General features: G+C 36.8%; 16 protein-coding genes and 1 pseudogene. 10 read left to right on the top strand and 7 right to left on the bottom strand.

Annotated features, from left to right (window positions below; genetic code table 11):
- Positions 1-472: 472 nt before the first annotated feature.
- From QWU_RS00230 to QWU_RS09860, 8 genes are all read left to right on the top strand, one after another.
- Complete coding sequence (locus QWU_RS00230) at positions 473-3127, top strand: autotransporter outer membrane beta-barrel domain-containing protein (RefSeq protein WP_050980791.1); 2655 nt, start codon at positions 473-475, stop codon at positions 3125-3127.
- A 797-nt stretch (positions 3128-3924) separates the two neighbouring features.
- Positions 3925-4056, top strand: coding sequence for a hypothetical protein (locus QWU_RS10450; RefSeq protein ID WP_274532056.1), 132 nt, complete (start codon positions 3925-3927; stop codon positions 4054-4056).
- 372 nt (positions 4057-4428) lie between these two features.
- Complete coding sequence (locus tag QWU_RS00205; protein WP_006590395.1) at positions 4429-7050, top strand: autotransporter outer membrane beta-barrel domain-containing protein; 2622 nt, start codon at positions 4429-4431, stop codon at positions 7048-7050.
- Positions 7051-7223: 173 nt separating this feature from the next.
- A complete protein-coding gene (locus QWU_RS08775; protein WP_050980778.1) occupies positions 7224-10535 on the top strand; it encodes an autotransporter in 3312 nt (1103 codons plus the stop codon).
- Positions 10484-11254 carry an autotransporter domain-containing protein gene (locus QWU_RS10205; protein WP_050980777.1) on the top strand — a complete coding sequence of 257 codons (771 nt, stop codon included), beginning with the start codon at positions 10484-10486 and terminating at the stop codon, positions 11252-11254. The genes QWU_RS08775 and QWU_RS10205 overlap by 52 nt, the downstream gene beginning before the upstream one ends.
- A 350-nt stretch (positions 11255-11604) precedes the next feature.
- A complete protein-coding gene (locus QWU_RS09535) occupies positions 11605-12156 on the top strand; it encodes a hypothetical protein (RefSeq protein ID WP_006590392.1) in 552 nt (183 codons plus the stop codon).
- Positions 12157-12182: 26 nt separating this feature from the next.
- Positions 12183-12656, top strand: coding sequence for a hypothetical protein (locus QWU_RS09530; protein ID WP_144062912.1), 474 nt, complete (start codon positions 12183-12185; stop codon positions 12654-12656).
- 129 nt (positions 12657-12785) lie between these two features.
- The gene (locus QWU_RS09860; protein WP_155816200.1) at positions 12786-12962 is read left to right on the top strand and encodes a hypothetical protein; all 177 of its coding nucleotides are present in this window, start codon (positions 12786-12788) and stop codon (positions 12960-12962) included.
- 696 nt (positions 12963-13658) lie between these two features.
- Here QWU_RS09860 and QWU_RS00175 read toward each other — a convergent pair.
- From QWU_RS00175 to QWU_RS00165, 3 genes are read right to left on the bottom strand one after another with little or no spacing between them, the layout of a single operon-like run.
- Positions 13659-14630 (bottom strand): WD40 repeat domain-containing protein, encoded by a 972-nt coding sequence (locus QWU_RS00175; RefSeq protein ID WP_006590389.1) that lies wholly within the window; start codon positions 14628-14630, stop codon positions 13659-13661.
- A gap of 10 nt (positions 14631-14640) precedes the next feature.
- Entirely contained in the window at positions 14641-15669 is a 1029-nt protein-coding gene (locus tag QWU_RS00170) for a CobW family GTP-binding protein (protein ID WP_006590388.1), read from the bottom strand.
- A 12-nt stretch (positions 15670-15681) separates the two neighbouring features.
- Positions 15682-16425, bottom strand: coding sequence for a creatininase family protein (locus QWU_RS00165; RefSeq protein ID WP_006590387.1), 744 nt, complete (start codon positions 16423-16425; stop codon positions 15682-15684).
- A gap of 386 nt (positions 16426-16811) precedes the next feature.
- Between QWU_RS00165 and QWU_RS00160 the strand changes: the two genes are divergently transcribed.
- Positions 16812-17162 carry a hypothetical protein gene (locus QWU_RS00160; protein ID WP_006590386.1) on the top strand — a complete coding sequence of 117 codons (351 nt, stop codon included), beginning with the start codon at positions 16812-16814 and terminating at the stop codon, positions 17160-17162.
- A gap of 413 nt (positions 17163-17575) precedes the next feature.
- On the opposite strand, the pseudogene QWU_RS08765 reads toward QWU_RS00160, so the two are convergent.
- Positions 17576-18927, bottom strand: a pseudogene (locus tag QWU_RS08765) (NAD(P)H-dependent oxidoreductase).
- A 165-nt stretch (positions 18928-19092) separates the two neighbouring features.
- Here QWU_RS08765 and QWU_RS00150 point away from each other — a divergent pair.
- Positions 19093-19572 carry a MaoC family dehydratase gene (locus tag QWU_RS00150; RefSeq protein ID WP_006590384.1) on the top strand — a complete coding sequence of 160 codons (480 nt, stop codon included), beginning with the start codon at positions 19093-19095 and terminating at the stop codon, positions 19570-19572.
- A gap of 205 nt (positions 19573-19777) precedes the next feature.
- Here the strand turns inward: QWU_RS00150 and QWU_RS00145 are convergent, their stop codons facing one another.
- From QWU_RS00145 to QWU_RS00135, 3 genes are read right to left on the bottom strand one after another with little or no spacing between them, the layout of a single operon-like run.
- Complete coding sequence (locus QWU_RS00145; protein ID WP_006590383.1) at positions 19778-20437, bottom strand: methionine ABC transporter permease; 660 nt, start codon at positions 20435-20437, stop codon at positions 19778-19780.
- Positions 20430-21464, bottom strand: a complete 1035-nt coding sequence (locus QWU_RS00140; protein WP_006590382.1) for a methionine ABC transporter ATP-binding protein — start codon at positions 21462-21464, stop codon at positions 20430-20432. The genes QWU_RS00145 and QWU_RS00140 overlap by 8 nt, the downstream gene beginning before the upstream one ends.
- A 23-nt stretch (positions 21465-21487) precedes the next feature.
- Positions 21488-22306: a MetQ/NlpA family ABC transporter substrate-binding protein gene (locus QWU_RS00135; RefSeq protein ID WP_006590381.1), complete on the bottom strand. Its 819-nt coding sequence runs from the start codon at positions 22304-22306 to the stop codon at positions 21488-21490.
- Positions 22307-22634: the final 328 nt, after the last annotated feature.

Genomic DNA, 22634 nt, shown 5'->3' with positions numbered 1-22634 from the left:
GCGTTTAAATGTTTTTGAAGATTGTAAAGTAGGCATTAAAAAGGAAGCAGTAAAGATGGAAATTGGTTTTTTACCTTTATGACTTTTACTTTTCCTAAATGAAGCTGTAATCCTATTATCAGAGATAATTTAGATAAGTATACATAATATTTTTGCTTCTTTGATGATAAATACCGTAATTATTTATTAATTCTCTTATTTATTTCAATTACGTATTTTTTAGGGTTGATTATTTTTCTTTGGTAAGAATGGAAGCACGCATTAGTTGTTTTTGTGCAACAGCTTTTTATAGTGCACTTTTTTATTGTCTTTTATTTTTAGAAAATTTTTAATTCTGTGTTTACATAAAATACAAAACATATTAATAACCTACGCAATATTCTGATGAAGCGTATTAAACATTGTTTTTGATTAAGGCAATGTGGTTGGGTGTGTCTTTTATTTGATGGGGGAAAGAAATTATGGTGGAATTATGGTTACAATATTTACAAAACATCTTTCTTTATGTGCTTTGACTACGGCTATTCTTTTTTTTGTACAAAGTGTTAATGCTAAAGATCAAGTTGATGCTGTTGTTAGTTCTGAGGCACAAGCTCATTCTTCTGTTGATGGTGAGATACAAAATAGTCCGAAGAAAACTTCATGTGTTATGACCGCATTTTATCGGTGTAATGATGGTAAAAGACATCGTATTTCTAGTAAAACTTATCAGTTCACTGATGAGCACAATGCTGAAGAGGCGGCTATAAACATATCTGAAAACGGAACAAAAATTTTTGGCGAGAATATAACTATTAATAGTGCTTCAAATATAAACAATGGTTCAAAAAAAAGCTTTTGGAAATATGGCATAATGGCAGATAAATTTGGACGGGTTGATATAAAGGAAGGAGTGATTAATTTTATAAATGGTGATGCAGTTTATACAGGAGAAGAGGGACACGTTGTGTTAAACAATGTCTCGATTGCTGAAAAAGGCATCCAAGAAAAAAGTATAGCCAATGATGCTAAAAATTCAGCTTTTCAGATGTCACAATATGGTGGCTTTATTCTTTTTGTGAAAGGTAACGTTGAGGTTATCGATACTCATGCTGTATCATTTCAGGGAGAACTTCATTATATTGATTTTTTTGGTTCCACTGTTGTGGTGAAGGGACATGAATCTTATGGTTTCCATTTTTCGGGGGAGGGAGAGTTTGAAGGTAAGAAAGAATCTTTTACAAAAGAAAGAATTTATCGTTTTTGGGGGGAAAGCGAATTATTCGGAGGTGTGCCGGAGGGGAACTTGCCTGTGCGAGGGAATGTTTATTTATACGATACTAAGTTTATGGTTCCAAATAGTACCGCTATTTATAGTAACAAATCCGGTGGTCTTATCAAACTTTTCGGAAATTCCCAACTTTCTGGAGATTTGTTACTGAAGGCTGAGAATGGCTCTTTTGTAAAAATTTCGGCTGATGCTTCTACACTTGTGGGGGGGGCACGTATTGATGCAGATTCTTCTGCTGAATTTCGGTTAAGAGATGATTCAAAATGGATTTTGTCACGACCAAAAAATAAAAGTTTGCAAGATTCTGATGCTATAGGTGTTTCATCGATTTCATTGATACATCTTAGTAATAGTTCTATTGTTTTTGAACAATCAGAAACTAACATAGTTGATGGTTATCAGACGCTTCGTGTTGGGAGAGGAACAGGTGAGGTTTATAAGGCGCAAGGCAATGCGCGCCTTTATTTAAACACTTATTTAAATAAGGGTGGTGCTCTTCAAGATCAAAAAACGGATCGGCTTTTAATCTATGGTGATGTTGAAGGGAAAACAGTAGTACATGTGCAAAGCGTTGCTGGAAGTCCAGGAGGTGGTACGGGGCGTTATGAAAATGCCAAAGGTATCTCAGTTATTCAGGTTTCTGGAAAGGCAGAGAAGGATTCTTTTGAATTGGATGGTGATTATATTGCACTGGGTGGTTTGCCTTATCAGTATAGGCTTCGCGCTTATGGTCCAGGCTCTGAATTAGGAGAAGCAAATATTTCTCAAAGATTGGTTGAGGGTGAAGGAGATTTTTGGGATTTCCGCCTCGAAAATGGAATTGTTGATTCTGATACGACATCTAGAAAAACTCAGGATTCTAGGCCTTCTTCCCATTCCAAGCAAGGTGTTAAGGCTGTTGTTCCGCAAGTTTCAAATTATTTGCTTTTGCCAAATAGTATATTGCATACTGGTTTAATGGATATCAGCAACCAAAATAAGCAGTTGGAGATACAACGGGGTATATCAAATGGGATATTAAGTACTGGCGCAAATCCTGCTTCCTTTTTGCGTGGATATGGTGGAAGTTACCGTTACACTTCAGATTTGTCTGTGTTTGAGTATGGTTACGAAGGCGATTTAGGTTATCAGGCTGTAGAGGCAGGACTTTTATTGCAAAAAATTGAAAATGCTGATAGTGTCGTATCCTTCGGGGTTATGGGATCTTATGGAAAACTTTCTCTAAAACCTTTAGGTGTTACACAAAGCCAAGAAAGCACATTTGATAAATGGACGGCGACAGCATATGGTAGTATACAGTGTGATGCCGGCTTCTACGTGGATGGTCTTTTATCCTATGGTTTGTTTAAAGGTGATGTGTCTACCCTTGCACGAGGTAAAACTGCTACATTAAAAGGCAATCCTTTAAGTGTTTCTTTGACTGGTGGTCAGACAATTGCAACGAGATATGAAGGTTTTGTATTTGATCCGCAAGTTCAGGTTATTTATCAACATCTCCAGTTTGATAAGTCCCATGATATTGATGGTTTTGATATTGAGATGGGCAGGCTTAATCAATGGGTGGCACGTGTTGGTGGACGTTTGAGTAAGAGCCTTTCTATGCCTGAAAAGAGGGGTAATATTTCTTTATATGGGAAACTTCATCTTGCTCATAGTTTTGGAGAAAAAAAATCTGTGCGCTTTAAAGATGTTTTCCATTTAGGTGCTTTTGGCTCTTCTCTAGAAGCTGGTTTTGGTTTTAATGCTCAGTTTACTCAAAAATTTGCCCTTAATGCAGATCTGGCTTATCAGCATAAGCTTGCTAAGGGTGGATTTTCTGGAATAAGTTTTTCTGGAGGGGTGCGCTATCGTTTTTAATTTGGTTTTGTAATGAATATTTTGAAAAGCCACAAATTATATTTGTGGCTTTTTTGATAACAGTCGTTTAGTTATTTTTAGAGTTTTTTCTTTTTAAAATTTCCTTGCTTTTGTTGGGTTGCTTTCCATTCCTACAAATTTACTGTTTTTAGAGAATGTTTTTTGAGGGGGTATGTGCTTTTCTTTTTGATTGTATTTTTGCTGATATTGCAGCTTTGGGGCGTGATTTTTTACCTTTACATAAAACACATAACGGATCAACAAAATATAAAATGTATTATATCTCTTGTGCACAATTAATAAAAGAAATTACGTGAAAGTTGGTTTGTTGTTTTTCATAGGAACAGGAAGGAAATCTATAGAAATTATGATCAAAATATTTAAAAATCACCCCTCTTTATGTCATTTTACAATAATTATTCTTATTTTTGTACATAATGCTGATGCTCATGATTAATCTGCTGGCAAGAGACAATTTTCATGTAGTAAAAATGCTTCATTTTATCACTGTAATGATGGAAAAGAACATAAAATCTCTGAAAAAACTTATATAGTTAGGAGTGAAAATCCTGATGCAGTGATAGAGGCCTGAGGGGAAAATACAGTCATTGGAGCAGATGCTATCATTATTAATGGTATTTCGTATGTAAATGGTTATGTAGGCAAAAGTACTTAGATAACAGGTAAAGCGTTTATAGTGGGGTGCGAAAATTTTGTTTTTAATCCACAGATACAATTTGTTTATCAACATCTTCAGTTATTGTAAGACATATGATGTTAAGGGTGTTGATATTGAAATGAGAAGACCAGATTATTGGATGGCGCGTGTTGACCGGTATTTAACCAAGGTTCTTACAGCATTTGAAGAAGCACATGTGGTTTCTTTCTATGGTAAATTTCATTTTGTTGGTGATTTTAGTGATAAATAATTCGTGTATTGGGGGGATACTTTTCTATTGGGTGCTTTGGGTTCTTTTCTGGAAGCAAGGTTGGGTGTTTATGCACAATTGTTTACAAAGATTACATTTCATAGCGATCTGACCTATCTAAATTTACCAAAGCTGGTTTTTTTGGAACACATTTTCCTAGTGGATTCTGTTATCATTTTTAATTGCATTTTTTCTTGATATATTTTTAGCAAAATTTTTAAAATACAAATAGTGACTTTATTGTGTTATTTTTTTGATTTTAACTTTACATACAACACAAAACGAATTACAGAAAACTTCTTAATGGAGCTATCGGTAGATATGTCTCCTCAGTTTTTTATGTGAATGAGATAAGAAAGTTTGTAGTAAATTATGATTAAAGTCTTAAAACACCATGTATGTTTATGTGCCCTTACAACATCGGTTTTTTTCTTTATAACCAATATAAATGCTGGAGCACAAGATTCTAAACCTTCATGCAGTTCCCTTTTAAATTCACATAAATGTGATGATCTTGGGAAAATTGAGAACACTGATGTTGCCCGTCCTGATATTGCTGGTGTTACAGTTATAAAGGGGTTTTCGCCGGCTTCTATTAAGGTAGGAGAGAAAGCATTAAATATTGATGGGATTTTAAAATTAAAAAAAGCTGGCACAATTACATCAGATGTGTTTTCACCCAAAAAGACAAAGGTTGTTTTGGAAAGCGGTTCAATTACCAGTAGTGGAAAAAATACACATAATAGTAAAAAAGTAAGTGGTCGTAATAATGGTGTAAATCAGGCGATTTTCGGCGTAGAACAAGGTGGGGCTCTCCTTGTTAGGGATAACACGGTTAATGTTAGCAATGTTTATGGTTTAGTAGCTGAAAGTGCCCCAGCTTTTTCTTTGCTTGAGCAAAAAGAAAAAGGTTCGCAAGGAATGAGCGGTAAGTCTGATATTGTGTTTGAAAGTTCAGATATTACTCTTAAGGGACACGGGGTTCGTGGGTTGTATTTTCTGGGAGGTCTTTCAGAAGATAAATATACGGAAGGAGAGGCGTTGTTTCCATTAGGGGAGGTTCTTTTTAAGAAGAGCTCTTTAAAAGTTCCTAATGGCACGGCTATTTATGCTGATGATATCAGAAGATCCTCTTATATCACTGCAATAGAGGGGTCACGTATCTTTGCTAATCGGTTATTAGAGATTAAAAATAATTCATATGCGTCAGTTTTAGCTGATGCTTCTTTTCTTACAGGGAGCACGCATATTGATAAAAGCTCTTATGCAGAGCTTAATTTGTTTAATAAATCGCAATGGACTGTGACACCAAGAAAAAGTAATAACCGAAAAAATGTACAATCTACGGTTTCATCTGTTTCATTTGTAAGGAATGTTAACAGTTCTATTTTTTTCCAAAAACCGAAAGATGGTCATTATCAAACTCTTCAGATTGGGGCAGATGATCTTGTCTCAGATTATGCATATGTTGCAAGCAATGCGCGACTTATTGTAAATGCATCTTTTGCTACGGATGGTCAAAAAAAGGAAATAAAGGCTGATAAACTTGTTGTCTATGGTGATGTTTATGGAAAAACAAAAGTGCAGGTTGTGGAAATTTCAGCTGCTACAGCGCAAGGAAAGGGGCGTAGCCAAGGTGAGCAAAAGGAGAGCCCAAGTGTTTCAATTATTCAGGTTTATGGAAAGGCCGAGGCAGATTCCTTTAAACTGGCGACTGATTATGTAGCTTTAAGAGGGGCACCTTACCGATATAATCTGCGTGCTTATGGTCCTAATTCTTCTCATCGGCAAGAAAAAGATAAAAACAAATTAGCTAAAGAAAAAAATATTTATAATGGAGATTTTTGGGATTTCCGCCTTGAAGCCGAATATGTTCAGCGCTCTCCTCGTTCTGCTCAATTGAAGGCCTCTCGGTTAAAAGGGCAGGTATCTCATTCTCGCATATCTCGCTCTATTAGATCTCATGCTCATCATAATGATGTTTTTGCTGGTCATGATGGTTCTGTTTTTTATTTTGACGAGGGCGTTAAAGCTGTTGTCCCACAAGTTCCAACATATCTATTGTTGCCAAATGCTTTGTTTCATGCTGGTTTAGTCGATATTAGTAATCAGAATAAACAGCTAGAGACACTCCGTGCTGCTGTTGGAAGTCTTTTGGAAAATAGTGAAAATCCTGCTTTTTTTGTGCGGGGTTATGGTGGACATAACCATTATGTTTCGGATCTTCCTGAGCTTCAATATGGCTATGGAGGAAATCTTGGTTATCATGCTGTAGAGGCAGGTTTTTTGCTGAAAGAAATAGAAAGTGCAGATCGTAACACAAGTTTTGGAATTATAGGAACTTATGGGAAAATTTCTCTACAGCCTCAGGATGTCATAGAGAGCAAGAAGAGTGCATTTGATAAATGGTCGGTTACAGCCTATGGCAGCATGCAGAGTGATAGTGGCTTTTATCTAGATGGTTTGTTTTCTTATGGATTGTTTAAGGGCGACGTTCTTACTCTTAAAAGAGGGAAAACAGCAACGTTGAAGGGAAATTCTCTGAATGCTTCCTTGGTTAGCGGTAAGAGATTTATGACAGGATATGAAGGTCTTGTTTTTGATCCACAGATTCAGATTGTTTATCAGAATCTGCTCTTTGATAAAGCATCTGATGTCGATGGTTTTGATATTGAAATAGGAAAACTGAATCAGTGGGTAATGCGTGCTGGTGGACGTTTAAGCAAGACACTTCCTGCATCTCAAACAGGTAACATTGTTTCTTTCAGTGGAAAGCTTCATCTTGCTCATAGTTTTGCAGGAAAACAGTTCGTGCATTTTGGAGATAAATTCCAGTTGGGTGCTTTTGGCTCTTTGTTAGAAGCAGGAATTGGTTTTAATGCGCAATTGTCTTCGAACTTTGCTTTGCATGGAGATGTGACTTATCAGCATAAGATAAGCAAAGCTGGTTTTTCAGGAACGCGTTTTGCAGGCGGTCTTCGCTACCGTTTTTAGTACTTATGAAATATAAAGTAAGTTTTACGTAAGTTATAGAGTGTTATGAGAAGTATAAAATGAATATTTAAATTTTATACTTCTCATTATTTGTGTATTTAATTTAGTATTATTTTAGATTTTATTTTCTTTTAGATACAAATTAAGGGGGAGGGAGATTATGAGAGGGGTATATGGTTAATATACTGAGAAAATATAGGTTTTTATTCTCTTTTACAGCTGCACCTGTTTCTTTTTTGCTCGTCATGAGTGTTTATGCAGCTCCCAATAGTTTTAAGAAAAACTGTGATGACAGCGAGAGTGTGTATATATGCGGTGATGGTAAAAAACACACAATAAGAAATAAAACTTATCATTTAAAAAATTCTTGGAGAGTTTCTTCTGATTCCGCTCCTATTGCAGCTTTGTATATAGAAGGACAAGGTACAGTTGTTAATGCATCTGAGATAACTGTTACGGGCGATAATTCAGGTCAAGGAAATGTGTATGGTGCATATCTAAAAGGTGGTGCACATCTTGATTTAAAAAATGCAAATTTTAAGGATGTTCTTGCACTTCATGCTCAAAATTCAGTTGTTCGCATGACAGATGGGTCGATTACGGGGACTTCTCTTGTTATGGATGCATTTGGGATAGAAACCGATGTTGCTTTGGTGCGTATAAATATTGAGACTAAACCAAGTCAATTAAATAGTACACAAGAGATAGGTCTTGTTAGCAGTTTTGGTTCAAAGATTAGGATGTCAGGCAGTACCGTTACTTTTAATGAGATTGGTGCGTTTTCAGCACAATTTGGAGGGCAATATACTTTTGATAATACTGTTATTAAGGGAATAGGGAAACGAGAAACTGTTATAGAAGACGAAAAAAATATTGATAAATTACTAGGCGCTTTTGAGGTATTTCAAGGTAGTAACGTTCAATTAAGGAATAGTCCGGTAGAACTTATTGGCATGCATGGTTTTTTGATTAAAAATTTTACAGGTTATGCAGATGATAATGGCAAATTAATTAATAAATTTAATTCATCGTATGAGTTTAAAAAGACAAATATTAAAATTGAAAATACAGATATTTCTATTAAGGGGAAGGGAGCACGTGGTCTGTATTTTTATGGGTTAGATCCAAATGCATGGGTTGATTTGTTAGAGGATTATATAACACCTTCAACGTTTTCCGAAGCGCAACAAGTTGTTATGGGAGAAGCGTTTGTTTATTTATCAGAGACAAATTTCACGGTTCCAGATGGTATAGCTATTTATAGTGCCGGAGATGATGTTTATGGAGCTCAAGCTATAGTTAACTTAGAAAACACAAAAATCTCCGGTGATTTGTTATTAAAAGCTGAGAATGATTCTTATCTTCTCGTTGAAGCAAATTCCTCTACACTTACAGGAGATTCTCGTGTTGAAGATACTTCTGATATTTATTTGAATTTAAAGCGTGGTTCTAAATGGCTTCTTACCAAAAGTAAATATAAAGGCTCACAGGAGGCAGATGCTACGGTTTCATCGCTTTCAGGTATTTCTCTTGAAGATAGTACAATTGCTTTTGATCATTATCAATCTAGTGGTTATCAAACGCTGCATATTGGAAAAGAAAGTGATATAAACCAAGTAATGTTAGATGACGAGGAGTATGTATATGGTGCAGATGGTAATACTCAGATTAAGCTCGGCACGTTTCTCAATAAGAATGGTTTATTTGATCCTGAGAAAACTGATCGCATTCTGATCTACGGGAATGTCTGGGGAACTACATTGCTCGTGATGGAAAACTTTTCCAAAACTTCAGGAGAAGAAGTAGGCAATAAAGAAAGTCAAAGTATTTCACTTGTTCAAGTTGCTGGGACGGCGGAGGAAAATTCTTTTAAATTAATTAATAATTATATTACAATTAATGGTTTTCCTTATCAATATCATCTTCGCGCTTATGGTCCAACTTCTTCTTGGGGACAATCACAATTAGAGAATCGATTGGTTGCAGGAAGTGGAGATTTTTGGGATTTTCGTCTCGAAGGTGTTTATATTGATCCTAAATCAAATTCTTCTGAATCTAAATCTACTTCTGTTTCGTCTTTAGATTCTCCATTTTTACCATCCCTCCCTGAATCAGGAATTGTTCCTTCTGAGCCACCAGTAGAGCCCATTTCGCCTCCATCGTCTTTAGCTGAACAATCTCCTTCTGTTGATTCAGTGCCTGTAGCATCAACACCGTCTTTACTTGAAGTATCTGAATCATTTGAAACATCTGCTCCTACGAATTCTATTTCTACCGTTTCTACAGCTGTAGAAACAGGGACTTCCGGGGCTGAGGCATCTACTCCTATAGTTTCTCCATCTATGGATTCTGCTCCAGTTGTACCTGTTCCAGCTGATCCAAGGGATTCTTCTTCTGTACAACCTGTGCCTGCACCACTTGTTCCAACTGAAACTTCTGCTGAAGTTCCACCATTTGAACCAATCGATTCGGTCATTCCTCCGTCTAAGGATTCTGTTTCTGCATCTTCTTCTATTGAACCGCTGCCTGTACCATCATCTACACCGTCTTTGTCTGAAGTACTTGAACCGTCAGATCTTATAGCTTCTCTTTCACCTATATCTATTGAACCAAAGTCTTCTTCTGTTATTCCATCTGCTTCGGTGGATTCTCCTCCTACGGATTCCACTCTATCCGAATCTATTCCACCTGATCCAAAGAATCCTTCTTCTGCGCAATCTGTGCCGTTTGTACCAACTAAAATGCCTACAGAGGTACTACCATCTGAGCCATCTGTTCTTGTAAATACTTTGTCTAAGGATTCTCTTCCTGCACCTTCTTTGCCTGTACCATCATCTGATTCACCTGATCCTACGGCTTCTCTTTCTCTTACATCTATTGAAAAAAAGCCTTCTTCTGTTGTACCATCTGCTTTGGTAGATTCTCTTCCTACGGATTCCACTCTATCTGCGTCCATTCCACCTGATCCAAAGAATCCTTCTTCTGCGCAATCTGTGCCGTTTGTACCAACTAAAACACCTACAGAGGTACTACCATCTGAGCCATCTGTTCTTGTAAATACTTTGTCTAAGGATTCTCTTCCTGCATCTTCTTTGCCTGTACCATCATCTGAGCCATCTGACCCCACGGCTTCTTTCTCTCTTACATCTATTGAGCCAAAGTCTTCTGAGCCATTTAAACCCGTAGATTCTTTGCCAGAGGTTTCTGTTCAGCCTGATATTCAGCCTAAGTCTCAAGTTAGAGCTATTGTTCCGCAATTGCCAACATATCTTTTGTTGCCCAATGCCCTGTTCCAAGCTGGCTTGATGGATTTGACCATTCAAAATAAAAAATTAAAAATTATGCGAAGGGTTGCTGGTAGTCTTTTGAAAAATGATGAAATTTCCCCCTTTTTGTTCGTGGTTATGGCGGAAATTATCATTATGCTTCAAATTTGTCTGCTCTTGAATATGGGTATGGGGCTGATCTCGATTATACGGCACTAGAAGCAGGTATTTTTTTAAAAGAAATTGAAAGTTTATACAGTCACACATTATTTGGGGTTATGGGCACTTATGGAAGCCTCTCCCTGTATCCTCAAGATGTTGAATATAGCAAAAAGAGTCCATTTGATAAATGGTCTGTTGCTGCTTATGGAAATATGCAGCATGATACAGATTTTTACGTAAATGGCGTATTTTCTTATGGTTTGTTTAAGGGAGATGTGTTTACCCTTATTCGGGATAAGACAGCAACGTTAAAGGGAAGACAGCTTAATACTTCTTTGACTAGTGGTAAAACATTTATCGCAGGGCATAAGAGTATCATTTTTAATCCACAGATTCAGCTTCTCTATCAGCGTCTTCAATTTAATCGTGTGCATGATGTTGATAATATTGATGTTGATTTGGGAAAATTTGATCAATGGACAGCGCGTTTTGGTGGGTGTTTAAGTAAGTTTTTTTCTTCTTCTGAGGAAGGGCGTGTTATTTCTTTCTATAGTAAGCTCTATATTTCCTATAATTTTAGAGAGAGAGAGATTGTGTCTTTTAAAAAAGATTTTCAATTAGGTGCTTTTGGCACTCCTTTAGAGGTAGGGCTTGGTTTTAATGCTCTATTATCTCCAAGGCTTGCATTTCATGGAAATATAACCTATCAGCGTCGGCTTACTAAAGCTGGGTTTTCTGAAGTAAGTTTTTCTAGTGGTTTACGTCATCGTTTTTAGCTATAAATAAAATATAGAATGATTTATATATAATTATAAATTGTTATATTAAGTATTAAATTAGTTTATCGTTTTTATATTTTAAGAACTTTACTATAATTAAATACATTCAAAATATTCTTCGTTATTAAGTAGGGGTGAAGAAGAGTTATGGTCAATGTATTTCGTAATCATATATTTTTATGCACTTTTACAACAGCTATTTTTTATTTTTTACCAATTAGTTATGTTCATGCCGCAGGAACTTCAGGTGATTTAGGAAAGGCGTTTTATAGTGCTAATGATAGTAGGGTACGCACATTTGCAGATAGAGTTTATTACTTAAAAATTTTCAGCATACGTCTCTTCGTATGGCGCTTGTTGCAGCTCTGTATATAGAAAATGTAGACACTATTGTTAATGCATCACAGATAACAGTTTATGGTGATAATCCAGATAAAATATCTGCATATAGTGCTTATGTAAAAAATGGTGGAAGGCTTAATCTCATAGCTTCAAATTTTAAGGATATAGCTGGGATTCGTGCTCAGAATGCAGTTATTGGTATGACGGTAGGGGCAATTAAGGGAATATCACATGCTGTTTACGCATGGGGGAGAGAAACGGATATTACTTTATCGAGTGTGAATATCGAAATTGAGACGGATAATTTAAATATGACAGGGATTGGACTTGTTCGTGGTTTGGGTGCAATGTTTAGAATGTCAAGCGGTACCGTTACTTTTAATCAGACTGGCTCATTTTCAACACGGTTTGGCGGGCACTATCTTCTCGATATTATGGTTATTACGGGACAAGGGCAGAGAGAAGAAGCTATAATAAATAGTGGTGAAGCTATGGGAATATTACCAGAAGCTTTTGAGATTTCTCAAGATGGTGATGTTTATTTGAAAAATAATTGATTCAGCTTAAGCATATGCATGGTTTCTTGATTAAAAATTTTTCAGGTTATGCAGATGAAAATGGCAAATCATTACAAAAATATAATTTACAAAATGGCTTTCAGAATACAAGTATTAAGATAGAAAAAAATGATATTTTTATACAGAGGGAGGGAGCATATGGTCTGTATTTTAATGTTTTAGCTCTAGAAGAACTTGCGAAAATATTGAGGCAATGGGAGGATGAAAAGCTTTTAGAATCTAAAACAGTTGTAACGGGGAAAGCATTCGTTTATTTATCACAGACAAATATGACAGTTCCAGACGGTATTGCTATTTATGTGAAGGGGGCTAAGAATTATGGGATTAGAGGCACTCTTGAATTCTCAGAAAAGACGAAGATCTTTGGTGATTTATTGTTAAAAGCTGAAAGTCAGGCTTCTCTATTGGTTAAAGCGAGCACTTCTTCTCTTATGGATGGGATGCTCTCTTACTTATTCGGGATAAAACAGCGACGTTAAAAAGTAAGCAGGTCAATATTGCCATAAAGGGCGGTAAAACATTTGCTGTGAGACATAAGGGTATTTTCTTTGATCCACAGGTGCAGTTAATTTATCAGAATCTTCAGTCTGATCGTGTGCGTGATATTGATGAGCTTGATGTTGATTTTGGGAAATGTTGAACAATGGATAGCGCGTGTTGGTGGACGTTTTACCAAGGTTCTTTCTACTTCTAAAGAAGGTCGTGTTGTTTCCTTTTATAATAAGTTTTATCTTTCACGTAGTTGTGAAGATAAACAGATTGTCTCTTTTGAAAAAGATTTCTAGTTGGGTGCTTTTTGTTTATTTCTTGAAGCAGGGCTTGGTTTTAATGCACAATTATCTCCGAATTCACACTTCATAGAGATGTAATCTATCAGCATCGGCTTACTGAAGCAGGTTTTTCTGCTGGTTTGCGCCATCGTTTTTGATAAGATAGGATGTGTATTTTTGCGAGGCAGCATATTCTGCTACCTTTTAATTTATTAAAATTTCTCTTATTGTCTTTTAAGGGCTCTTTATTTCTTTATAAAAAGAGTCACAATATGTGATTGCTTTGCTGATGAGTGAAAATGTCACATGATAAATGCTTTATATTCATGGCATAGTGTTGCAAAGGATTATTTGTATTTGGTATTGATGTTTTTTTCTTATATAAAAACATAAAATCTATGCACTCTTGGTAGAGATTAATCTCTCTCTTCTTTTTAAGTGGTTTCTGAAATATTTTTTAGTATTTTTCCTATTTTAAACAAGGAAGAAGGGGAGGAATAAGATATCATAAAGAATATTCAAAATACATTTTATTGTGTTTTTACAGTGATGATTTTTTTGAAGCTTACAGCGTTTTTAAAAATAGTTTTGAATTATATATCTTTTTAGTATTTTGTAATGGGGAAACCTGCTGTAAAAGGAGGGAAGGTTTCGTCATTACTGAAAGGTGAGGGATTGTTTTTATCTGTCCTATTATTATTGATGTTTTTCTTAGGCAGTGATGTTGATAATCCCACATTCACCCCCTTCACTTCCAAAGATTAGGTTATGTCCCATTTTATCCCAGTTTAGGGTGGAGATAGCACTTTTCCCACAATCTTTGAGAAGAACTTTTTTGCCATCATGAAAATGTGCACATAAAATCATTCCATCATTGAAACCTACTGCGACAATCTCTTTGCTTGGATGGCATGAAACAGTGGTGACAAATGCATTTGCCCGTGTGCCGAGTTCTAATGGTGTTTTTCCCATGGGACCATCTTTCGCATGAAAAGGCCAAACAATTGCTGCGGATGCGCCTGATGTTGCTAGCCATTTTCCTTTTGCACTCCATGACCAGCTTTTAACTTTGCTCGGATAGCCACTCATGCGTAAATGTTGATTATCAGAAAGACGCCAGCCATGGAGAGCGTTTTCTTGCATAGTGGAAATGACGTAGCGGTTGTCTGGTGAGAAAGTAACACCACAATGGGCTCCTTTCCATGCTAATGTGGTTGGGGGTATTTGCGTTGATAACCAATGAAGAGTCACACCATTGTAATGGGCAACAGCAAGCCGTAAACCTTTTGGAGCGAAAGCAAGCCCTTCTATACTGCGTTCATGGAGGAGTTCTTGTAGTCCGTTACCAACATTTGCCCATGTTCGACGTGAGGAGGAAAAGGCAAAAATTTTCTGTGGTCCAAAAGCAACGTTGTTTATCCATTTGCTTTCTTGTTTGCTTAGCAATTCTGTACGACCATCTGCTGTTGTTTGACAGACCTTTCCATCTTCTCCACCTGTGATGATAGCTGTGTTATCATGTGCAAAATGGCTTGAAATTATTCCTTGGTGAACTTTAATGGTTTTGGGGGGAGATTCTAAAAAAACAATTAAACCTTCTACGGAAACGAAGGTTGGTTTATTCTCAATAAAGCCACAGGAAAGACAATAACTTTGGAGATCATAATGGGTAATGCTTGGCATTGTCACTCACTTATGCACAATTTTCAAAACCAATTTTAAGCTTTTCGGGATCAAGATTGCGACCAATGAAAACAAGTCGGCTTTCACGTTTTTCATCTTCACGCCATGGACGTTGATGTTGTCCTTCAAGGATCATATGTATGCCTTGAACGACATAACGGTCATCGTCTCCTTGAAAGGCAATAATACCCTTTAAACGCAAAATATCAGGGCCTTGTTTCTGAGTTACTTGTTGGATCCAAGAGAAAAATTTTTCTGGATGAAGAGCACTTGTTTTTAAACTTATGGAACTTATCGTAATATCATGAATGGTGGAAGTATGGTGATGTACGTGATGATGACTGCAATCGGGACCACACACATGATCTGAATGCTGGTGATTGAGGAAATGGGGATCGTTTTCTAGTGTGCGTTGTAGGTCAAATGAACCACGGTCTAGGAGTTTATTAAGTGGGATATTGGCGCGTTCCGTTGCATAAAGTATGGCTCGGGGATTAATTGCGAAAATAAGCGATTGCACATGTGCACGTTCTTCTGCACTAACAAGATCAATTTTATTTAACAAAATAATGTCAGAGAAGGCAATTTGATCTTCAGCTTCACGGCTTTTTTTAAGCTGGAGTGGAAAATGTTTTGCATCAACGACTGCGATAACACTGTCGAGAGCAGTTTTTTCATGGACAGTATCATCCATAAAGAAAGTTTGCGCAACAGGAATGGGATCAGCAAGTCCTGTTGTTTCTAAAATAATGGCATCAAATCGATGAGAGCGTTGCATCAGACTTTCCAAAATACGAATAAGATCGCCACGCACGGTACAGCAAACACAGCCATTATTCATTTCGTAAATTTCTTCGTCTGATTCAACAATAAGGTCATTATCAATACCAATTTCACCAAATTCATTGACAATGACGGCATAACGTTTGCCATGGTTTTCGCTGAGAATGCGATTGAGAAGAGTAGTTTTTCCTGAACCAAGATAGCCTGTGAGAACCGTAACGGGGATTTTGCTGAGCGTATTGTGTATCTTTTCCATGGTTTACGTCTTTTATTGTAATACATTTATTTCAAATCGGTTGATATCCTCAAGTAAATCACGAAGTCCGCAAAGAATATGCGCAAAAATCGCTTCACCTGCTTGTGGCGTTGCTTCACTTGCATTGCCTGCTGCTCCTTGTGTGTTCAGATCCTGCATTTTCCACCCAAAGGCATGAGGACCATAAGCGCGTAAATAGCGATAATTGGCAATCATATCAGCTTGCTTATTATGAAAATTTTTAGCCTTTTCCATATGTACTTTTTCTGGTGCTAAATAGAGCATGAGGGAGGTTTCTATAAATCCTCCATGGATATCAAGATGCTGTTGAGAGGGCTCCATAAAACCTTGCGGGAGACCAAAACGACTCCAACTTGTTGCTACTGCAAGCATTGAAAAACGTCTTCGTAGTTCAGTGATAACAATGCTCATTAAAGGTGAATTTCCTCCATGAGCATTGAGAAGAAGAAAACGTTTTATGCCTTTGTGGTAGCAGTTCTCACCAATACTTATCCATCGCTCAATAGCATCAGAAAAGCTGAGGGTTTTTGTGCCCTTAATATCCATATGTTCTACAGAATAGCCAATTTTTTCAACCGGTAAAAGTGCGATAGGAAATTGTTCTTTTGTTTGTAAAGTGAGTGCTTTTGCAAAAGATTCAGCAATAATCCAGTCTGTTTCAAAAGGAAGGTGATCCCCGTGATATTCGTGTGCGCCCAGGGGTAAGAGAGAAAGAAAAGGCATATCAGATAGCATGAATTATTGCCCAAAAGAAAAGTTAATAGAAACAAAGTTATTAAAGGCGCTAAGGTTGCAGCCTTCAATTTAACCTATCTATGAGACAAACGCAAATAAAAGTCCTTTTACAACAAATAAGGGTGCAACAGAAGTAAAAATTTTTAATGGTAAACCTCATTGAAAAAAGTTATTTCAATTTTTGATATGCTATGAGAGCTCCCAATTTTCAAAGAGTGTGTGAATTTAAATTATGTTAATTTTGTGTCTTTATATGTTGCATAATGTATTATTTAATATATTTTAATATATTATGTGTATATATATAAGTTATAAAATATAATTTTTGGGTTTTTATACATAAAATTATTTATTGTTTTAAAGAAAAAAGATGAGAAAAGAAAGTTATGTTTAAAATATTTAACAATATTGTTTATTCAATTGTTTCTGCAGTCTTTATTCTTTTTTTTGTACAAACTGTGGAAGGGAATGCAAGTTTGGTAAAAAATCAATTTCAAGAGGGTAGAATTATTTCTACACTAGAGAAAAGTATAGTTATTGAAGCGCTAGATAGAGCTGTTATCCATGATCTTGCAGGACAAAATAGATTCGCTTTTGGAAAAGTTGAAAAAGTTTCTGTATTTTCAGGTTCAGCTTTTTGGGGTGGAATAGGTATTGTATCACTTTTTGCTTCTTTATGTGTTGGTGATTTCGTTAGTGCTGTTGTCTCTCTTGTAGGATTATTCTGTACACTATAGTTGTGTATTTTTGGTTCACCCCATTATGTTTAAAAAATCAATATTTGAAATGATTTATACTGTATTGAATAGAAAGGAAGCTTTAGTTAACGCTAAATGTATCTTGTGTTGGCATTATTAAAATTCTAAATTGTGCAATTGACGTTTTTTCTTTTTAAAATGGTAGAATCTAATTTTTTACAGTTTATGATTATTTTTTTAGTTATAAAACGAGCACTCTCGTTCTCTTTATTAGCCTTTTAATATTCTTTACCTGCTGTTAATATGAGAGTTATTTATAAAAAGCATATTTTACCCTTTTTAAAATGTTTTTTATATTTCATAACAGGATAAAATAAAAAATATCCCTATATATTCACGGCTTTCATGCAGGAAGAAAAACGATAAATTAAATATAAATCAATAAGACAAATTTAAAGTAATAGGGGGGAGGGTATGCATGAATGAGAAAGGTCTTGAAGTAAAAGGTTTTGTTTGGTGCGAAGACGTGCAATCCACTGATCTTCACGAATAGCGGTATTATACACTGTTATAAGTTCATTTTTTTAATTTTAGCTGTTACGGTTGCTTTTTCTAGAAGCCCGCAGGGGATGGCTTGGTGTGTACGGGCTTCTGTATAGCTCATTATCCACGCACGATAAGTATAAAGACCGATAAAGTCTAGCTGATCACCAGGATATAAATCTTTTTTAGCAACAGCGCAAACTTCTGCTGTGGGGTGATCAAGAGGTGCCATATCTTTTTTACCATAGAGCATAATTCGTGCACAGGTAAGGGGAACTTCCATTGCTGTGAGATGATAAGGGCGATGAAAGGTAAAGTAAGGTCCCTGACCAATTTTTAAATCTTCCATACGTTCGCGCAAACGTGGATGTGCTATTTCTGCAATGACAAAAACACCTGGAGAAACACCTTGGCCTGTTGAGTAATCTACAACGCCATATTTCTCCAAAATACCACCATCCTGTTTTGGAATAAGTACTTTGCTTAAATCTTGAAGTGCTGCTTGTGGACCATGCATTCCTGGGCAATCGGGGAGAAGACCAGTGGCATTGGCAATCGCTGCCATTTCAACCATCGTTTTGGAACCATCAATAAATTCGACCAACATGCGTACATTCATATTACGCCGTAATGCTTCTTCTTCGTAAGCATCAGGTGTGGCATCAAAGAGTAGAGGATTATTTTTTCCCTTACCAGCTGCTACAATCTTATGCCCAAGGGCTGAAACAAATTCGATAAGTTCCATGCAAGAAGTAGGTTCATCTCCAGCACCAAGTGTATAAATGAGTCCTCGTTTTTCTGCTTCATGTTTGAGATAAGTGCCAATTGTAACATCTGCTTCAACATTCATCATGACAAGATGTTTGTTGTTTTCAAGTGCTTTGATACCAATTTTCGCTCCAGCTTCAGGATAACCTGTTGCATCAACAATAATATCAATTTGTTCATGGTGTAAAACAAGATCAAGATCATCGGTTGCTGCAATTAGACCTTGTTCAATAGTTTGCGTAAGGGCATGGGCATTTTCGATTTCTCGTACATGCCCATCTTCGCCATAGGCTAATGCTGCGGCATCAAAAACACGTGTGGGTGTTCTTGTTGCAACGGCTGCAACTACTATGCCATCCATATGTGCAACCGTGGACAATAGGTCTGTTCCCATTTCACCACAACCAATGAGTCCAACACGGATGGGTGGGTTGGTTTCTGCACGCTGTTTCAAATCACGCGCTAAACCTGTTAGGCTCACATTGCTTGCCATTCTTTCTTCCCATTTGAAAATTACCTTATCAAAAAGGTATTTTCTACTCTATCAGGTGCGTTTGTTTTTACAATAATTCATCTTTTATTCTTGATGCTCTAATCAATGGGTTTTATAAAAGCAAGAGGCGTGGGCGACTTTTATCAAATAAATAGGAAGAGCGTTATGCAGCAAAAAATAGCAGTACAAGATGTCGTCAATTTTATTGGGAAAGAAGTCGGGGTATCGGAGTGGCGTCTTGTTACGCAGGATATGATTAATCAATTTGCACAAGCGACAGATGATCATCAATGGATCCACGTGGATGAAAAAAAGGCTAGAAATACACCTTTTGGTGGTACTATTGCACATGGTTTTTTAACCTTATCACTTTTGTCTACGTTAGCTTATGAGGCTCTTCCAGAGTTGGAGGGGGCAACAATGGGGATTAATTATGGTTTTGATAAAGTGCGTTTTATGAGCCCTGTGAAAACAGGTACACAGGTACGTGCTCGTTTTGTTTTAAATGATGCCGAGATTCGACCTTCTGGTCGGGTTGTTTTTCATTATGGCGTCACGGTGGAAATTGAACAGTTAAAAAAACCAGCTCTCATTGCTCAGTGGCTTATTGTGGCAGTGGTTGGAGAGAATCCCGCGAACTCTTAAATTGTTTACGTGCTTTGTTCTCTCGCGTTTGTGCACAATTTTATCAGATAATTATTGAGTAATGACACGGACAATGATCAAAAGGATGATGGTGCTTATCATAATAGAGCTATTATAATGCTGATAACCATAGTGACCTTTCATACCACCTAAATCATTTTCATTGTTCATTATGATGGTTTTGAAAAATTGAAATTGTTAAATTTTAATGTCTTTTCTTATCCAATCTCTGCACAATTTTATCAGAAGACCACTGGGTAATAACATTAAGAATAATCAAAAGGATGATGACACTTGTCATGATTGAGGTATTATAGCGTTGATAGCCATAGCGAATTGCCATGTCGCCTAAACCGCCTCCGCCGAGATATCCGGCAAGCGAAGTGGCTCCTATAAGAGAAATAATCATGACTGTAAAACCTGTGATCAGGCTAGGGAGCGCTTCAGGAATAAGAACATGCCTAATAATTTGAAGACGGCTTGCTCCCATAGAACGAACAGCTTCAATTAGACCGTTTTCAACGGTTTTAAAAGAGAGTTCTGCCATTCGTGCATAAAAAGGAATAGCTGAGATTGTGAGCACAAAGATCACAGAAGGCATTCCCACACCTCTTCCTACAACCATACGGGTGACAGGAAGAAGATAAAATGCAAGAATAATAAAGGGAATGGCGCGAATACTATCAATGAGGATACTCAAAGGGCGATTGATAAGACAGGAGGCAAAAATCCTTCCACGTGCGGTTATGTAAAGGAGAAGGCCAAGGGGAAGTCCTATAATAAGCGCCATCAAAGAAGCGCTTATCGTCATCAAGATTGTATCAAAAACAGCGTTGGGGAGTTCACGAGAGAGAACATTAAACATAACCTAAAACCTCGCAATATTGTCCTTTTTCTGTCAACCACTGAACAGCTTTTTCTAAAGCTTCTTTATCTTTTGTTGGGAGACCTAAGAATAGTCGCCCGATGGTTTCTCCTTGGACTGTATCAATACCACCATGCAGAATACGTGCTCTTAAACCGATTTCATCTTCCAAAAGATTGAGAAAAGGTTGTTGGGCAATTTCACCTGCAATATTGATTTCAATAACAGCTTCTTGGCCTATTGGTTTAAGATTTTTTGCAAATTTTTCAGGAAGTTGTGGAGTAACAAGTTTGAGCATGGCAATGGTTGTTTCCTCTTGCGGAGAGGTGAAAATGTCTTTCACACGTCCTTGTTCCATAATGCGTCCTTGATTGAGGACAACAACGCGATGCGCAATAGTGCGTACAACTTCCATTTCGTGGGTAATGAGTACAATAGTGAGATTTAGACGATTGTTAATATCAGCAAGAAGTTCCAGAATAGATTGTGTTGTTTCAGGGTCCAGAGCAGAGGTTGCTTCATCTGATAACAATATTTTAGGATTAGCAGCTAAAGAGCGTGCAATGCCAACGCGTTGTTTTTGCCCTCCTGACAATTCTGCCGGATAACAGTGCTCTTTACCACATAAGCCGACCAATTCGATGAGTTCAAGGGCACGTTTGTAGCGCTGTTTTTTGTTTATACCACTTAATTTAAGTGGTAATGCGATGTTATTAAGAATATTTTGTGATGATAAAAGATTGAAATGTTGAAAAATCATTCCAATACGTTGGCGGTAAGGCGCCCATTGTGTTTCTGACAGATTTGAAACATCTACGCCTTCAAAAAAAATAGACCCTGCGTCAATTCTCTCTAGTCCATTTAAGCAGCGAATAAGTGTTGATTTTCCTGCTCCACTACGACCAATAATACCAAGAATTTCACCTGCGTGGATATTGAGAGATAAATTGTCAACAGCCGGAATGCCAGCCGTCTTGTTAAAATAACGGCTGACGTTTTTTAAGGAGATCAGAGCGGGTTTTTCCATTCATAACTACCAATTTGGCGTAATTACCAAGATGTTTGCGCGGCTGGCCCGAAAATTTCTTTGATTTTCGCACGGACAGTCTCGTTATTGTAAGCAGCAACTAATTTTTTGACCCATGGCTCATCTTTATCGCTGGTGCGCACAACAATGATATTATTATAAGGATTATTTTCTGCTTTTTCCCATGCTATCGCGTCTTTTTGTAGGTCTAATCCAGAAACCAAAGCCCAATTTGTGTTTACAATTGCAATATCAAAATCATCAACCGCTCGTCCTAACATACCGGCATCTAATTCACGAATTTGCAAGTTTTTAGGGTTTTCAATAATATCAAGCGGAGAAGCCAGAATATCGTGAGGATCTTTTAACTTAATGAGATTTAAAGAATTGAGAAGAAGTAAGGCTCTTCCACCATTTGATGGGTCGTTAGGAATACCAACATGTGCGCCATCACGCAGTTCTTTTAAATCTTTGATTTTGTGTGAATAAATACCAATGGGAGCAATAAATGTGTACCCCACAGTTGAAAGTTTGTAGCCACGCTGTTCAATTTGATTTTTAAGATAAGGGGAGTGTTGAAAAGCATTCGCATCAATCTCTCCTGCATTAACCGCATCGTTAGGCAAAGTGTAATCAGAAAAATAAACAAGTTCAATCTCTAAACCCGCTTTTTTAGCTTGTTCGCCAGCAACTTTCCAAATAGTTGCTTCATGCCCTTCCATAACACCGAGTTTGATTTTTGATTTGTCTGTTGCCATGGAAAAGGGAACAGACAAGAAAAGTGCAAAGAGAGGAAGGAGGAATCCGATGGTGGCATTCCGAGATAATTTCTTTAATGTCATGGATGTTTATCCTTTTTTCTTTTCCAAGAGACTTGTTGAGGGAAGAAAATGTAATTCTGTATTATAGGGATTTTAAGCTTATAAAAGCTTTATAGAATATTCAATCATTTTTATTCAAAAAAGAATGTTATTTTTTCCTATACTGTAAGCATTCTTTAAAAAACAACATTGTGCGCTCGCGGTACCTTTTTTCAATCTAGATAATAATTTTTGTATCGCAGTTATTTGTTTGGGGAACCAATAGCACTTTCAAAACTTCTTTAAGTGATGATTGGCTGAATAGCCAAGCAATCAGATGATATTTTAGCAGTAAATCTACGCGTCAAAT

It is taken from the genome of Bartonella birtlesii IBS 325 (genome assembly GCF_000273375.1).
GTDB classification, from domain to species: domain Bacteria; phylum Pseudomonadota; class Alphaproteobacteria; order Rhizobiales; family Rhizobiaceae; genus Bartonella; species Bartonella birtlesii.
The sequence above is the reverse complement of the archived record's forward strand: the minus strand, read 5'-3'. Positions and strand labels throughout refer to the sequence as shown.